Source organism: Kluyvera sp. (assembly GCF_047971185.1).
Lineage (GTDB): Bacteria > Pseudomonadota > Gammaproteobacteria > Enterobacterales > Enterobacteriaceae > Kluyvera.
Genome location: NZ_JBKDZH010000046.1, coordinates 61,869 through 76,345, shown reverse-complemented (window position 1 = coordinate 76,345; position 14,477 = coordinate 61,869). Strand labels below are relative to the sequence as shown.

Here is a 14,477-nt window from a genome sequence, read left to right as displayed (position 1 = left end):
ATTTCGTACACATCCGAATTCCCTGCGACAAGGAATGCACATATAATGCGCTCCTACCAACAGTCTGAATTCCCAAACAACCGCTGTAATGGCACTGATACCTCGCACAACATGAACATGAAATTAACAACGCTTTTCGCTGCGGCGCTCGCTGTCGTAGGTTTCTGCAATTCGGCCTCAGCGGTGACCTATCCGCTGCCGACCGACGGTAGCCGTATTGTCGGCCAGAATCAGGTCATCACCATTCCTGACGACAACAAACAGCCGCTGGAGTACTTCGCCGCCCAGTACCAGATGGGTTTGTCTAATATGCTGGAAGCTAACCCGGGCGTCGATACCTATCTGCCGAAAGGCGGTAGCGTGCTGAATATCCCTCAGCAGCTGATCCTGCCGGATACCGTGCATGAAGGTATCGTCATCAACAGCGCCGAAATGCGTCTGTATTACTACCCGAAAGGCACCAACACCGTGATCGTGCTGCCAATCGGTATCGGCCAGCTGGGTAAAGATACCCCGATTAACTGGACCACCAAGGTAGAACGTAAGAAAGCGGGCCCGACCTGGACCCCGACGGCGAAAATGCACGCGGAATATGCGGCAGCGGGTAACCCGCTGCCGGCAGTGGTTCCGGCTGGCCCGGATAACCCGATGGGCCTGTACGCGCTGTACATTGGCCGTCTGTATGCCATTCACGGTACCAACGCCAACTTCGGTATCGGCCTGCGCGTGAGCCACGGCTGCGTGCGGCTGCGTAACGAAGACATCAAATTCCTGTTCGAGAACGTGCCGGTCGGCACCCGCGTCCAGTTTATTGATGAGCCGGTGAAAGCCACTACCGAGCCAGACGGTAGCCGCTTTATTGAAGTGCATAACCCGCTGTCGACCACCGAAGCGCAGTTCGAAGGCGGTGAAACGGTACCGGTAGTCCTGAATAAGGCCGTTCAGGCGGTGACCAGCCAATCTGACGTTGACCAGAGCATCGTTGACCAGGCGGTGAAAAACCGTTCCGGTATGCCGGTTCGTCTGAACTGATAATAAAAGTATCCCGGCCGAACGCAGTGACGCCGGAGAGATCCCGGCGTCGCCGCTGATGCGGCTCGGCCGGGCTACAAAAAGGGCGGGTTAATCACCCGCCCTTTTTTTATCCATTATTGACGATCACAATCCCCCCGTGATCGTAGCGATAGTGGCAGTGCGCATACTCCAGCGGCGTACCGTCGTCCAGGTAAATCACCTGCTCCACCTCCAGAATCGGGTCGCTCGCTTCGCACTGTAGGTGCTGCTGGTCCAGATCGCTGGGCTTCAGCGCGCGCACCACGCGGTAGGAGCCCATCATCTTCAGCCCCAGATTTTCCTGCACGTAGCGGAACACCGAACTTTCGAGATGCGCCTTGCTTAAGCCCGGTACCAGCGACACCGGCATCACCGTGATATCCAGCGATAGCGGCTCGCCGTTGAGCAGCCGCAGACGCACAAAATCATACACCGGCGCGTCGGCGTTAATCAGCAGCGAAGCCTGTTCCTTTTCGCTGGGAAAGCGCAGCTCGAAGCGAATCACCTGGCTTTCCACCGTGCCCAGGTGCTCCCAGGTTTCGGTCGCGCCAGCATAGTCGCTGCCGTGGATATCCCACTGGGAGAGCTGGAGGAAGTTTTTACGAATAAACGTTCCCTGCCCCTGACGGGTATAGACCAGCCCTTCCACAATCAGCTGGCGCATCGCCTGCTGAATGGTCATCCGGCTGGTGCCAAATTCGGCCGCCAGCGCAAACTGGTCGGGCAATGGCTCCGCGGCGGGATACTGCCGACTGATGATCCGTTTTTTAATTTCCCGCGCTATTGCCACGTACTTCGCTGCCATCACCCGCTCCTGTAATTACATCTCTTCGCCGTTACTATGGATGGCGCGTTTTAGCCAGGCATAGCTTTTCTTCGGCACCCGCTTAAGGTCTTTTAAATCGTGGTTTTCCCGGTTGACGTACACCACGCCGTAGCGCTTACGCATATCGCCCTGCGAGCTGAGAATATCAATCAGCCCCCAGCCCAGATAGCCAATGACCTGCGCGCCGTCTTCAAAAATCGCCTCTTTCATGGCGTTAATATGGTCGCGATGATAGGCGATGCGGTAATCGTCGGCGACCGGATTTTCCCCGTCCCACTGCTCAATGACCCCAATGCCGTTTTCAATCGGGAACACCGGCAGACGCCAGTCATTGTAATAGCGGGTAATGATACTGCGAAAACCGAGCGGATCGATCTGCCAGTTCCATTCGGTGGCCTTCAGATGCGGGTTAGGCTTATCGCCGAATAGCATGTAGTTGTTGACCGGCGTGCCTTCCGGGATCGGGTCGCTGTCCAGCGTGCGGCTGGCGTAGTAGCTAAACGCCATATAGTCGTTTTTCATGGTCGCCAGCACCGCCAGATCCTCCTCACGGTAGATATCGCTGAAGCCCGCCTGCTTCACAAAGTGCAGCACTTCCGGGCTATAGCCCTCGCCCGCGAAGGCGCGCAGCAGGTTCTGGTTGAAGAATTCATCCAGCTGCTGGGCGCAGAACACGTCGCGCGGTTTACAGGTGGCCGGATACACCTGCGCGTGCGCCAGCATGCCGCCCATCAGCTTGCCCGGTTTGGTTTCGTGCAGATAGTTGGTCAGATGCGCATGCGCCATCATCACGTGATGCTGAATTTCATACAGCTCACGTAGCGTTTTCTCGCCGCGCATATAACCGGAGATCAAAAACGTTTCCGGCATATGGTAGAGATTCTGCTCGTTGAACGTCAGCCACCAGGTTACCCGGTCGCCAAAGCAGTCGATCATCTTTTTCCCGTAGCGGATAAAGGCTTCCATCACGCGGCGATCGGTAAAGCCGTTGTATTTTTCCGCCAGCGCCAGCGGCATGTCGAAGTGGTAGAGGCAGATCATCGGCTCAATACCGCGTTCGATAAGGCCGGTAATAAAGCGCTCGTAGAAGGCAATGCCCTCCTCGTTGAACTCACCGTCGCCCGTCGGGCACACGCGGCTCCAGGCAATCTGGAAGCGGTAGCAGTTCATGCCCAGATCTTTCATCAGGTCGAAATCTTCTTCATAGCGGTGGTAGGAGTCGGTCGCCACCTTCCAGTCGGACGCAAACTCTTTTGGCTCGCGGATATCGTACACCGACATCCCTTTTCCGCCCTCGTTCCAGGCGCCTTCGGTCTGCATGCTCGAGACGGAGTTGCCCCACAGGAAGTTGGCGGGCAGTGATGGTTTCATGATTCGGCTCCTATATGACTAGTCATTTAAATTTCATGACTAGTCATATGCCGCAAAGCCGAAAAAGCGCGCAACCGGGAAGATCGTTTTTTGTGAGTCAGAGAGATTTTTTCCCGGCGGCGCTTCGCCTGGCCGGGCTACGGTTCAAATGTAGCCCGGGCGAGCGTACGCGACCCCGGGAAAGATTCAGCGGAGAATCAACAGCAGCCCATACCCCACCGCCGCTGCCCACAGCAGCATCGGAATAGAGTACAGATGGAAGCGCCACCAGATGCGCCTGTCCGCCGCCATGCGCAGCGCAATCAGGTTCGCCAGCGAGCCGGGCAGCAGACCAAAGCCGCCGACGTTGACCGCCCACGCCAGCAGCATCGACGGCGGGACATAGTTCAGCAGCAGGATCGTTGACGGCACGTTGCTAATCACCTGCGACAGACCAATCGCCGTCAGCCACAGCGGCGCGCCGGACAGCGTACCGACGCCGCCGAGCACCTGCTGCAATATCGGCAGCTGCGTCAGCAGGTGCACGTCGATGAACATCGCCATAAACACCAGCAGCAGCGACCAGTCCACGCTCCACACCACGCGGCGGGCCAGCAGCAGGAAGCCCGCGGCGACCAGTACCAGCCCCCACAGTTCCTGCTTCATCTCCAGCGCGGCGAGGAAAATCAGGTAAAACGCCAGGCAGCTCCATACCAGCAGCGGCTGCCACTCCGGCGTACGATCGCTGCTCTGAAACACCAGCTTTTTCGCCGGGAAGCAGCACCAGCACAGCACCAGCAGCGTCGCCATCATTGCCAGCGCCAGCGGCAGCATCTGTAGCGTGAAGGCCGGGAACGACATCCCCGAGCGCCCCCACAGCAGGATGTTCTGCGGGTTACCGATCGGCGTAAGCAGCGAACCGGCGTTCACCGCCAGCGCCTCAAAGATAATCAGCCGGTTAATCGGCAGCGCGCACCACTTTTTCAGCGTCAGGGTTAGCGGCACCACGATAAACAGCGCCACGTCGTTGGTCAGAAAGGTCGAGAGCAGCGCCGCCGCCAGCACCATAAAGATAGCTAACTGGCGTTCGGTCACGAACCGGCGCGCCATTTTGCGCCCCAGAACATCAAAATATCCGCTCTGCTCAACGCCTTTGGTCAGCAGCATCAGCCCGCTCAGGGTGATAATGGTGTGCCAGTCAATGGCCGCCGGCCAGCGCGCGGGAGCGAAAGGAACAAACAGGCTCAGCAGAACGCCGACGAGGATCAGCAGATGGAGAAAACGGTCGCGCGCCAGCGACCGAATAAAAGGAAGATTCATTCCACGAATTGCCCGTGCTTCAGGGTAAACTGCCGGAACATGTCCAGCGTCTCTTCGCTGACATGGTGTTCAATGCCTTCCGCATCGCGACGGGCGGTATCCGCGCTGACGCCAAGTACCAGCAGGAAGTTCTCCACCACCTGATGGCGCTCGCGGCTCTCCTGCGCCAGCTTCTCCCCTTCCGGCGTCAGAAATACGCCGCGCCACGGGATCTGTTCAATCAGCCCCACGCCGGCCAGGCGCTTGAGCATTTTGGCCACCGTCGGCTGGGAAACGCCCAGACGTGCCGCCATATCGACCTGCCGCGCCTCGCCCACTTCGCGAATCAGATCGGAAATCAGCTCGACATAGTCGTCAATCAGCTCCCGACGATGCGCTTCACGCACCTGGCGAAATCCTTCAACGTGCTCTTCAACGTTAACCAGCTGCGTCACTTTTTTTGTTATTGGCGTACCTGCGCGACGGCCCATAAAGCTTCCTCATCTGTGTGACGCCGGAACGCGTCATATCAAGTGCGCCCATTGTAATGGATTGTGACCCAAGCACAAAAATTTAACGTTTTAGCCATAGCTATAAAATATAGCCTGTGCTATATCTGTATGTAATGCAAACGCTCATCACGGATTGACGGGCCAGAAAGCAGGAGGAACCATGAACGAATTCAAGAGGTGTATCAGCGTGTTTAGTCACTCTCCTTTTAAAGTACGCTTGATGTTGATCGGTATGCTGTGCGACCTGTTCAACAACAAATCCCAACAGGACACCCCGTCCCGCTAAGCGGCGTCGCGACGCCGCTTCATCACGCTGTCATCATTTGCTGGCAACCTACCCGTTTGCGCCCAAAAACCCCGCCTTTTTTCTGGTTTTGTAATCGCCCTCCCAAAACAATTCGTTATCAGTAGTTGACCCAACAATAAGCTCGCTTTATCTTCTTGCAGCCCTGTACTTTGCTTTCCCCTCTTTACGCATCGTCTGGCCGATAAAGACCCCTTGACGCCAGGGGACGCACATGGCGTTTTACTCGTTGTTATCTATGAATCTAACCCTGAAAGACACTCTCGCCGCACGTGGGCTGGCCGTTAGCCCGTGGACGGGATTTTATTTTTTACAGTCGCTGCTGATAAACCTGGCGCTGGGCTATCCGTTTAGCCTGCTGTATGCGGTCGCGTTTACCGGCGTGCTGCACCTGCTGTGGCGCACGCTGCCCAACGTGCAGAAGGTGCTGCTGGGGGTTTATTCACTCGTCGCCGCGCTCTATTTCCCGTTCAGCCAGGCCTACGGCGCGCCAAACTTCAATACCCTGCTGGCGCTGCATTCCACCAACGTGGAAGAGTCGACGGAAATCTTTACCATCTTCCCGTGGTACAGCTACCTGGTGGCGGTGTTTATTTTTGCGCTCGGCGTCATTGCCGTGCGACGCAAAGCCGCGGCGAAAACCCGCTGGGGCCTGATGGACACCCTGTGCCTTATCTTCTGCGTCGGCGTGTTCTTCGTTCAGCCGATTCAAAACAAGATCGATGGCTGGGGGTTTAAGCTGAAAGATAGCGGCTACCCGGCCTTCCGCTTCGTGAAAGACATCATCGTGAATAACAGCGAGGTGATTGACGAACAGCGGCGCATGGCTGAGCTTTCCAACATGAAAGACACCTGGAACGTGGTCGCGGTGAAGCCGAAGTACCATACCTACGTGGTGGTGATCGGTGAAAGCGCGCGTCGCGATGCGCTGGGCGCTTTCGGCGGCCACTGGGACAACACGCCGTTTGCCAGCTCGGTCAACGGCTATCTGTTTACCAACTACATCGCCGCCAGCGGGTCGACGCAGAAATCGCTGGGGCTGACGCTAAACCGCGTGGTCGACGACAAACCGCAGTTCCAGGACAACTTCGTGACCCTCGCCAACCGCGCCGGTTTCCAGACCTGGTGGTTCTCCAATCAGGGGCAGATTGGCGAGTACGATACGGCCATTGCCAGTATCGCTAAGCGCGCCGATGAAGCGCACTTCCTGAAAAGCGGCGACTTTGAAGCGGATAAAAACAGCCGCGATGAAGACCTGCTGAAGATGACCGCCCAGGTGCTGTCCACCACGCGTAGCCAGCCGCAGCTGATCGTGCTGCATATTATGGGCTCGCATCCGCAGGCCTGTGACCGTACCCAGGGTAAGTACGCGCAGTTCGTGCAGTCGAAAGAGACATCCTGCTATCTCTACAGCATGACGCAAACCGACAGCCTGCTGAACCAGCTCTACGATCAGCTACGCCGTAACACCGACAGCTTCTCGCTGGTGTACTTCTCCGACCATGGGCTGGCGTTTAAAGAGCGCGGCAAAGCGGTGCAGTATCTGGCGCACGATGATAAGTATCAGCAGAATTTCCAGGTGCCATTTATGGTGCTTTCCAGCGATGACAAAGCGCACAAGGTGATCAAAGCGCGTCGTTCGGCCAACGATTTCCTGAGCTTCTTCTCGCAGTGGACCGGGATCCAGACCAAAGAAATCACGCCGAAGTATCGCTTTATCTCGTCGCAGAAAGCGGGCAAGGTCTACATCACCAACTTCCAGTTACAAAAAGTCGATTACGACACGCTGAAAACCGATCTATTTGATCCGAAAAGCTAATTTCCCCACACTCTCCCGCCATCCGTTGACCGTTAACCGCGGTAAACGGATGGCGGATCGCCCCGCCGTTGCATTACTATACTGTCCTCACGACCTTCTGATGCAGGCTATACGATGATCGCACAACGTCTCACGCGCGACTGGCGCCTCCCTACCGCCGGGCTAATGATACTGCTGCTGCTCGCCGCCGCCTTTACGCTGCACGCGCACTGGAACGCGTTTATACAGTGGTGCCTGGCCACCCAAATCACCCTGCACCGTTATCTGGTGATGTACCTGTTGCAGCTCAACAATCATGAATACAGCGGCGGCGTATGGCTGCTGGTTGGCGCATTTTTTTATGGCGTGCTGCACGCTATCGGGCCGGGGCACGGTAAATTTATCGTCACCACCTACCTGAGCACGAACCAGGAGAGCCTGCTCGCCGCGCGCGTGGTGCCGTTTATCGGCAGCCTGATGCAGGGCGTCAGCGCGATTCTGTTTGTCTTTATCCTGGCGGTGGGCTTTAACCTGGCCTCCGGCGATCTCAGCACCAGCCGCTGGTATATCGAAAAAATCAGCGCGGTGATGATTGGCGCCTTCGGCCTGTTTGTGATTTATCAGGCGCTTAGCAGCCTGCGCCCGCGGAAATTGACGATTTCCGCGCTTAAACCGCTGCATCAGCATGACCAAAGCTGCGGCTGCGGTCACCACGGCGTGGGGGCCTCTCTGGTACAAAGCGACTGGAAAACGCGGCTTGGCGTCATTCTGGCGATTGGTGCGCGGCCGTGCAGCGGCGCCATCATGATTTTGCTGTTCGCCAACGCGCTGGGCATTGTGACATGGGGCATTGCCGCAGTGATGACCATGGCGCTAGGGACGGCGCTGTCGATCCTCGGGCTGTCGCTGGCGGTACGCTACGCGCGCGAACGGACCATGGCCCTGTTTGGCGGCGCATCGGGGCAACGCTGGGTTATGCCTGCAGTAAAAATCGCCGGCGGCGTAATGCTGATGCTGTTTGCTACGGTGCTGTTTCTGACGGTGATTCCGATCAGCGCTAACGGTGATTATATTGCGGCGGGGTGTTGAATCGGGCGGGAAATGGCGTTACAAAGGGCATTAAAAAAGGGGTCATAAGACCCCTTTTTGTATCACCTGAGTGATTAGAAGCGGTAGCCGGCACCAACGATCCAGGTACCAACGTCAACGCTACGAATACGAGACTGTTCGTAAGATACGTCCAGCGCTACGTTTTCGATCGGGTTGAACTGCAGACCAGCACCGTAGGAGAAACCGTAGTCGCTGGTGCTGTCGTTGTTCGGGAACTGGTTGCCCTGTGCTTTACCGTAGCCAACACCGACTACACCGTAGATGCTTGCCCAGTCGTTCAGACGGTAAGCCGGACCCGCGGTGATGCCGTAGTACTGACCTTTGGTGTACACGCCGTTCTGGGTGTCACTTTTTTCAGTGTAGGTGAAGGAGCTGATCACACCCAGCGGGCTGTTGTCTGCTTCGTAGCGATATTTCAGGTTGAAGCCGCCAGCTTTGTTAGCGACGCCCTGCATATCACTCTGAGCGTAACCACCGGTAACGGTGGAGGTTGCAGCTACTGCGGTACCTGCGGAAACAGCCAGAACAGCGGCCAGTGCTGAAAGACATGCAATTTTTTTCATAACCACCTCAAATGTGCTTCTAATAAATCCGTAAGTTTTAAATATATCAAAAATTGTTAAGAAACTCTTTGGAACTGATGATGTCTAAGTTCACCTTTGATGTAACAAAAGTTTTCCACCAATGACTATCACCTTCATTTTAAACGCATTTTTACGTTAAATCTTATGTTCATCACGGTAAAATTTACGTTTAAATTTCCAGATAATTCCTAATTTTGTAGACGAAATATCCATCGACTCGGTAAATTCTACTCGTTCCGGCACGATTTTTTTTCAACAATACCTCAACCGTGGCCGACTATTTCCATTACACTGCCGCTTTTACCTCTTTTGACAAATACTGACAGGAAAAAGATGTCCAGCACGCGCCGCAAGTTACCCGCATGGTTACCGATACTCGTCCTTCTGATCTCAATGATCTCCATTCAGAGCGGCGCATCGCTGGCTAAATCGCTGTTTCCACTGATTGGCGCCCCCGGCGTTACCGCGCTGCGTCTGGCACTGGGTACGTTAATCCTGGTGGTCGTGTTTAAGCCGTGGCGACTGCGCTTCTCGAAAGAGCAGCGTCTGCCGCTGCTGTTCTACGGGCTGTCGCTCGGCGCAATGAACTATCTCTTCTATCTATCGCTGCAGCGCATCCCGCTGGGCATTGCGGTTGCGCTGGAGTTCACCGGGCCGCTGGCGGTGGCGCTGTTTTCTTCACGCCGCCCGGTCGACTTTATCTGGGTGATTCTGGCGGTCATGGGCCTGTGGTTCTTGCTGCCGTTGGGACAGGACGTCGCGCACGTTGACCTGACCGGGGCGCTGCTGGCGCTGGGCGCCGGGGCCGGCTGGGCGGTGTATATTCTGAGTGGCCGCCGCGCCGGTGAAGAGCATGGCCCGGCGACGGTGGCGATGGGTTCGCTGATTGCCGCCGTCATCTTTGTCCCGCTGGGCGCGATCCAGGCCGCCGATGCACTTTGGCACTGGTCGCTGCTACCGCTGGGCCTGGCAATTGCCGTGCTCTCTACCGCACTGCCCTACTCGCTAGAGATGATCGCCCTGACGCGTCTGCCCACGCGCACCTTTGGGACATTAATGAGCATGGAGCCCGCTTTAGCAGCGATGTCCGGCATGGTTTTCCTTGGCGAGACGCTGACCTTTAGCCAGTCGATGGCGCTGGGGGCCATTATTCTGGCGTCTATGGGTTCAACATTAACCATGCGTCAGGAAAGCAAAATAAAACAGGTCGATGTGGGTTGATTTTTCTTATTTATGCATAGTGCGAGCCACTATGCATAATATCAATCATAAAGTGCATAAATTCTTATTTTTTATCAAAAAAATAATTTTAAAAAATATATACAACTCGAGTAAAAAATATATCTAATTGTTTTTAAACGACTTATATAGACATCTTCGCGTTCCTATCAAACCTATAGGCAGAATCAGAAAATACCGTCTCGCTCACGGTGCTATACTTGTTTTCGTTAATTCATGAGGACGCAGATACATCCGCTGTAATAGGTGTATCGGATCAAGAGGATATATGATTATGAGTACTGCAAAACTGGTTAAAACCAAAAACGCCCAACTTCTCTATACGCGTAACGACGTTCCGGAAAACGAAAAGCAGGCTACCGTTGCGTTACTCAACCGTCAGGTTCTTCAGTTTATCGATCTGTCGCTGATTACCAAACAGGCGCACTGGAATATGCGCGGCGCCAACTTTATTGCCGTGCATGAAATGCTCGACGGCTTCCGCACGGCGCTGACCGATCATCTCGACACCATGGCAGAACGTGCCGTGCAGCTGGGCGGGATTGCGCTGGGTACCACTCAGGTGATTAATGCCCAGACGCCGCTGAAAAGCTATCCGCTGGATATCACCAGCGTTCAGGATCACCTGAAAGCGCTGGCCGAGCGCTATGCGATTGTCGCTAACGACGTGCGTAAAGCCATCGGTGAAGCCAAAGATGAAGACACCGCCGATATCTTCACCGCCGCTTCCCGAGACCTCGATAAATTCCTGTGGTTCATTGAGGCCAATATTGAATAACCCATAGGAAAATCTTATCTCCCTCCGGTCCCTCCACCGGAGGGATTTGCACCACAAAAGTGCAGTCATCCGAACAGAAACCCCACCAAAGTAAACAATTTGTAATAACCACCTCACACAATCGTTAATAAAAGATTGTTTTCTCCTCTGCGTTTGCGCTAAAAAACGCCATACTTAACAACGCACTTTTTGCGCACCGCTTTGGTGCCCCAATCTGGTGCAAACCGGTAGTTATTTTTCCGATATTGTGCAATCGAAAAGGCATTTTTTGTTAAGAAACAACTGATTGTGAAGTTGGCACGATTTTTTCATAAGCCGTTTGTTATCGCAGGGGATTGCCCCGTGGATATAAAAGGAAATGCTATGAAGTCAATGTTTAAAGTTTCACTGGCTGCACTCACTCTGGCGTTTGCAGTCTCTTCTCAGGCTGCTGAAAAACAGCTGGTTGTAGCAACGGATACGGCCTTCGTTCCGTTCGAGTTCAAGCAGGGTAATCAGTATGTCGGCTTTGACATCGATCTGTGGGCGGCAATTGCGAAAGAGCTGAAGCTGGACTACACCCTGAAGCCGATGGATTTCAGCGGCATTATCCCGGCGCTGCAGACCAAAAACGTCGATCTGGCGCTGGCGGGCATTACCATTACCGACGAGCGTAAAAAAGCGATCGACTTCTCCGACGGCTACTACAAAAGCGGCCTGCTGGTGATGGTGAAAGCCAACAATAATGACATCAAGAGCGTGAAAGACCTGGATGGCAAAGTGGTGGCGGTGAAAGGCGGTACCGGCTCGGTTGATTACGCGAAAGCGAATATCAAGACCAAAGACCTGCGCCAGTTCCCGAACATCGATAACGCCTACATGGAGTTAGGCACCAATCGCGCTGACGCGGTGCTGCACGATACGCCAAACATCCTCTACTTCATCAAAACGGCCGGTAACGGTCAGTTCAAAGCGGTAGGCGAATCGCTGGAAGCTCAGCAGTACGGTATTGCGTTCTCTAAAGGCAACGACGAACTGCGCGAAAAAGTGAACGGCGCACTGAAAACGCTGCGTGAGAACGGCACCTACAACGAAATTTACAAAAAATGGTTCGGTACTGAACCAAAATAATAAGCCACACCTCTCCACAACCGCCGGCGGCGTTGCCCCGGCGGTTTGTTGGCGTTTCCCCGGCCCGGCGCTGGGGATTTGTTTTTCACCACGGTAACAGGAACGTATTATGCAGTTTGACTGGAGTGCCATCTGGCCCGCCATTCCGCTACTGATTGAAGGCGCTAAAATGACGCTGTGGATTTCGATCCTCGGCCTCATCGGCGGCCTTGTCATTGGTCTGGCCGCAGGCTTTGCCCGTTCATTCGGCGGTTGGATCGCCAACCACATCGCGCTGGTGTTCATTGAAGTCATCCGCGGAACGCCGATCGTCGTACAGGTGATGTTTATCTACTTCGCCCTGCCGATGGCGTTTAACGATTTACGCATTGACCCCTTCACCGCCGCAGTGGTCACCATCATGATCAACTCCGGCGCCTATATTGCGGAAATTACCCGTGGCGCGGTGCTGTCAATTCATAAAGGCTTCCGCGAAGCGGGCCTGGCGCTGGGGCTGTCTCGCCGTGAGACCATCACCCACGTGATCCTGCCGCTGGCGCTGCGCCGCATGCTGCCGCCGCTCGGTAACCAGTGGATCATCAGCATTAAAGATACCTCGCTGTTTATCGTTATCGGCGTTGCCGAGCTGACGCGTCAGGGCCAGGAGATCATCGCCGGTAACTTCCGCGCGCTGGAAATCTGGAGCGCCGTCGCCGTCTTCTACCTGATCATTACGCTCGTGCTGAGCTTTATTCTGCGCCGCCTGGAAAGAAGGATGAAAATCCTGTGATTGAATTTAAAAACGTCTCTAAGCACTTTGGTCAAACCCAGGTGCTGCATAACATCGACCTGAACATCAAGCAGGGTGAAGTGGTGGTGATTATCGGGCCTTCCGGCTCCGGGAAATCGACGCTGCTGCGCTGCATCAACAAACTGGAAGAGATCACCAGCGGCGATCTGATCGTCGATGGGCTGAAGGTGAACGATCCGAAAGTCGACGAGCGCCTGATTCGGCAGGAAGCCGGCATGGTGTTCCAGCAGTTCTATCTGTTCCCGCACCTGACGGCGCTGGAAAACGTGATGTTTGGCCCGGTTCGCGTACGCGGTCTGAAAAAAGACGCGGCGGAGAAGCTGGCTAAAGATCTGCTGGCGAAAGTGGGACTCGCGGAACGCGCGCACCACTACCCTTCCGAGCTTTCCGGCGGCCAGCAGCAGCGCGTGGCGATTGCCCGTGCGCTGGCGGTGAAGCCGAAAATGATGCTCTTCGATGAACCCACCTCGGCGCTGGACCCGGAGCTGCGTCATGAAGTGCTGAAGGTGATGCAGGATCTGGCGGAAGAAGGGATGACGATGGTCATCGTCACCCACGAAATCGGCTTTGCTGAGAAGGTGGCTTCGCGCCTGATCTTTATCGATAAAGGCCGGATTGCCGAAGATGGCAACCCGCAGGAGCTGGTGAAGAACCCGCCAAGCCAGCGTTTGCAGGAGTTCCTGCAGCACGTTTCCTGATGTATCGCCGTTTATCCCAGCCGGGGTAAACGGCGTTTTTGTTAGCGCTTGCGGGCGAGGAAACGACGGCGCTGTTCGTCGTCCATAAATGACCACGCAATAAAGCGGCTCTGCTTCTGCCCCTGGGCCATCTCTTTTTTCACCACCTTCACCGCACCAACGTCGGTTAACGCCCGATACAGCGGCGGCAGGTTTTCCCCTTTCGACACCAGCGACGTAAACCACATCACCTGACGGGCAAAGCCTTTGCTCTCGGCAATCATTTGTTTGATGAACGCCACTTCCCCACCTTCACACCACAGCTCCTGCTGCTGGCCGCCAAAGTTCAGCGCATCATCGCGATCCTGCCCCAGGTTGCGGCGCTTACGCTCGCTCCCGGCGCGGGCCGCTGCTGCGGAGTCGTGGAACGGCGGGTTGCACAGGGTGGCATCGTACTGCTCGTTTTTGTGGATCACCCCGTTGAACATCGCGGTGGTATCTTTCTGACGGCGCAGGCGAATCATACGGTTCAGTGATGGGTTGGCGCTAAGAATCGCCTGCGCGCTGGCAAACGCCTGCGGATGCGTTTCGCTGCCGGTAAAGCGCCAGCCGTATTCGTGCGCGCCAATCAGCGGGTAAATGCAGTTAGCGCCGACGCCGATATCCAGAATGTTGGCACCTTTCACCACGTTGCCGTTTTCATCGCTCAGCAGGTCGCCCAGGTGATGGATATAGTCCGCGCGGCCGGGTACCGGCGGGCAGAGAAATCCTTCCGGGATATCCCACTCTTTTACCGCATAAAAGTGCGCCAGCAGGGCTTTATTCAGCGTCTTCACCGCCTGCGGATCGGCAAAATTAATGGTTTGCTCCCCAACCGGGTTGAGGGTAATAAAATCGCTCAGCGCGGGACAGGCCTGACGCAGCGCGTCCAGATCGTAGCGGCTGTGATGGCGGTTGCGCGGATGCAACCCCGGTTTTTGGGTACTCATGACTTTCTCCTGTCGTAATGCGGCGTAAGATACCCGTTGACGGCGGTGCGGTAAATAA

At 55.4% G+C, this 14,477-nt stretch carries 15 protein-coding genes; 9 read left to right on the top strand and 6 right to left on the bottom strand.

The genetic code is table 11. The features are described from left to right. Window positions 1–111 precede the first annotated feature (111 nt). Complete coding sequence (gene ldtB, locus ACK5JN_RS13045; protein ID WP_416870655.1) at window positions 112–1,032, top strand: L,D-transpeptidase; 921 nt, start codon at window positions 112–114, stop codon at window positions 1,030–1,032. Between the two features lie 109 nt (window positions 1,033–1,141). Here the strand turns inward: ldtB and ACK5JN_RS13040 are convergent, their stop codons facing one another. The 4 genes from ACK5JN_RS13040 to mntR form a co-directional block, all read right to left on the bottom strand. Next, window positions 1,142–1,858 (bottom strand): GntR family transcriptional regulator, encoded by a 717-nt coding sequence (locus ACK5JN_RS13040; protein WP_416870575.1) that lies wholly within the window; start codon window positions 1,856–1,858, stop codon window positions 1,142–1,144. A 15-nt stretch (window positions 1,859–1,873) separates the two neighbouring features. Then, window positions 1,874–3,250: a glycoside hydrolase family 1 protein gene (locus ACK5JN_RS13035; RefSeq protein ID WP_416870574.1), complete on the bottom strand. Its 1,377-nt coding sequence runs from the start codon at window positions 3,248–3,250 to the stop codon at window positions 1,874–1,876. Window positions 3,251–3,436: 186 nt separating this feature from the next. Next, on the bottom strand, window positions 3,437–4,549 hold the full coding sequence (locus tag ACK5JN_RS13030) for an anion transporter (RefSeq protein WP_416870573.1): 1,113 nt from the start codon (window positions 4,547–4,549) through the stop codon (window positions 3,437–3,439). Next, window positions 4,546–5,019, bottom strand: a complete 474-nt coding sequence (mntR, locus tag ACK5JN_RS13025; RefSeq protein WP_065355588.1) for a manganese-binding transcriptional regulator MntR — start codon at window positions 5,017–5,019, stop codon at window positions 4,546–4,548. Before mntR ends, ACK5JN_RS13030 begins: the two co-directional genes overlap by 4 nt. Before the next feature lie 181 nt (window positions 5,020–5,200). On the opposite strand from mntR, the gene mntS reads away from it, so the two are divergent. The 3 genes from mntS (at window position 5,201) to ACK5JN_RS13010 (ending at window position 8,231) form a co-directional block, all read left to right on the top strand. After that, entirely contained in the window at window positions 5,201–5,326 is a 126-nt protein-coding gene (gene mntS / locus ACK5JN_RS13020; protein ID WP_064548484.1) for a manganase accumulation protein MntS, read from the top strand. 256 nt (window positions 5,327–5,582) lie between these two features. After that, complete coding sequence (locus tag ACK5JN_RS13015; protein ID WP_416870572.1) at window positions 5,583–7,163, top strand: phosphoethanolamine transferase; 1,581 nt, start codon at window positions 5,583–5,585, stop codon at window positions 7,161–7,163. A 114-nt stretch (window positions 7,164–7,277) separates the two neighbouring features. After that, window positions 7,278–8,231 (top strand): nickel/cobalt transporter, encoded by a 954-nt coding sequence (locus ACK5JN_RS13010; RefSeq protein ID WP_416870571.1) that lies wholly within the window; start codon window positions 7,278–7,280, stop codon window positions 8,229–8,231. Window positions 8,232–8,305: 74 nt separating this feature from the next. On the opposite strand, the gene ompX is transcribed toward ACK5JN_RS13010, so the two are convergent. Then, window positions 8,306–8,815, bottom strand: a complete 510-nt coding sequence (gene ompX, locus ACK5JN_RS13005) for an outer membrane protein OmpX (RefSeq protein WP_416870570.1) — start codon at window positions 8,813–8,815, stop codon at window positions 8,306–8,308. A 354-nt stretch (window positions 8,816–9,169) separates the two neighbouring features. Between ompX and rhtA the strand changes: the two genes are divergently transcribed. The 5 genes from rhtA to glnQ all read left to right on the top strand — a co-directional run bounded on the left by rhtA (window position 9,170) and on the right by glnQ (window position 13,451). Then, window positions 9,170–10,057 (top strand): threonine/homoserine exporter RhtA, encoded by an 888-nt coding sequence (gene rhtA, locus ACK5JN_RS13000; protein WP_416870569.1) that lies wholly within the window; start codon window positions 9,170–9,172, stop codon window positions 10,055–10,057. Between the two features lie 292 nt (window positions 10,058–10,349). After that, window positions 10,350–10,853, top strand: a complete 504-nt coding sequence (gene dps, locus ACK5JN_RS12995) for a DNA starvation/stationary phase protection protein Dps (protein ID WP_416870568.1) — start codon at window positions 10,350–10,352, stop codon at window positions 10,851–10,853. A 363-nt stretch (window positions 10,854–11,216) separates the two neighbouring features. Beyond that, window positions 11,217–11,963 carry a glutamine ABC transporter substrate-binding protein GlnH gene (gene glnH, locus ACK5JN_RS12990; RefSeq protein ID WP_064548477.1) on the top strand — a complete coding sequence of 249 codons (747 nt, stop codon included), beginning with the start codon at window positions 11,217–11,219 and terminating at the stop codon, window positions 11,961–11,963. Between the two features lie 109 nt (window positions 11,964–12,072). After that, window positions 12,073–12,732 carry a glutamine ABC transporter permease GlnP gene (gene glnP, locus ACK5JN_RS12985; protein ID WP_416870567.1) on the top strand — a complete coding sequence of 220 codons (660 nt, stop codon included), beginning with the start codon at window positions 12,073–12,075 and terminating at the stop codon, window positions 12,730–12,732. Continuing rightward, window positions 12,729–13,451: a glutamine ABC transporter ATP-binding protein GlnQ gene (gene glnQ / locus ACK5JN_RS12980; protein WP_416870566.1), complete on the top strand. Its 723-nt coding sequence runs from the start codon at window positions 12,729–12,731 to the stop codon at window positions 13,449–13,451. Before glnP ends, glnQ begins: the two co-directional genes overlap by 4 nt. Before the next feature lie 41 nt (window positions 13,452–13,492). On the opposite strand, the gene rlmF is transcribed toward glnQ, so the two are convergent. Further along, window positions 13,493–14,419: a 23S rRNA (adenine(1618)-N(6))-methyltransferase RlmF gene (gene rlmF / locus ACK5JN_RS12975; RefSeq protein WP_416870565.1), complete on the bottom strand. Its 927-nt coding sequence runs from the start codon at window positions 14,417–14,419 to the stop codon at window positions 13,493–13,495. Window positions 14,420–14,477 lie beyond the last annotated feature (58 nt).

Excerpts from the sequence above, each read along its gene's own strand:
- ACK5JN_RS13030 (WP_416870573.1), bottom strand. The coding sequence starts at position 4,549 with ATGAATCTTCCTTTTATTCGGTCGCTGGCGCGCGACCGTTTTCTCCAT.
- ldtB (WP_416870655.1), top strand. The coding sequence starts at position 112 with ATGAACATGAAATTAACAACGCTTTTCGCTGCGGCGCTCGCTGTCGTA.
- ACK5JN_RS13010 (WP_416870571.1), top strand. The coding sequence starts at position 7,278 with ATGATCGCACAACGTCTCACGCGCGACTGGCGCCTCCCTACCGCCGGG.
- mntS (WP_064548484.1), top strand. The coding sequence starts at position 5,201 with ATGAACGAATTCAAGAGGTGTATCAGCGTGTTTAGTCACTCTCCTTTT.
- rlmF (WP_416870565.1), bottom strand. The coding sequence starts at position 14,419 with ATGAGTACCCAAAAACCGGGGTTGCATCCGCGCAACCGCCATCACAGC.
- glnP (WP_416870567.1), top strand. The coding sequence starts at position 12,073 with ATGCAGTTTGACTGGAGTGCCATCTGGCCCGCCATTCCGCTACTGATT.
- dps (WP_416870568.1), top strand. The coding sequence starts at position 10,350 with ATGAGTACTGCAAAACTGGTTAAAACCAAAAACGCCCAACTTCTCTAT.
- rhtA (WP_416870569.1), top strand. The coding sequence starts at position 9,170 with ATGTCCAGCACGCGCCGCAAGTTACCCGCATGGTTACCGATACTCGTC.
- glnH (WP_064548477.1), top strand. The coding sequence starts at position 11,217 with ATGAAGTCAATGTTTAAAGTTTCACTGGCTGCACTCACTCTGGCGTTT.
- ompX (WP_416870570.1), bottom strand. The coding sequence starts at position 8,815 with ATGAAAAAAATTGCATGTCTTTCAGCACTGGCCGCTGTTCTGGCTGTT.
- mntR (WP_065355588.1), bottom strand. The coding sequence starts at position 5,019 with ATGGGCCGTCGCGCAGGTACGCCAATAACAAAAAAAGTGACGCAGCTG.
- ACK5JN_RS13035 (WP_416870574.1), bottom strand. The coding sequence starts at position 3,250 with ATGAAACCATCACTGCCCGCCAACTTCCTGTGGGGCAACTCCGTCTCG.
- ACK5JN_RS13015 (WP_416870572.1), top strand. The coding sequence starts at position 5,583 with ATGAATCTAACCCTGAAAGACACTCTCGCCGCACGTGGGCTGGCCGTT.
- ACK5JN_RS13040 (WP_416870575.1), bottom strand. The coding sequence starts at position 1,858 with ATGGCAGCGAAGTACGTGGCAATAGCGCGGGAAATTAAAAAACGGATC.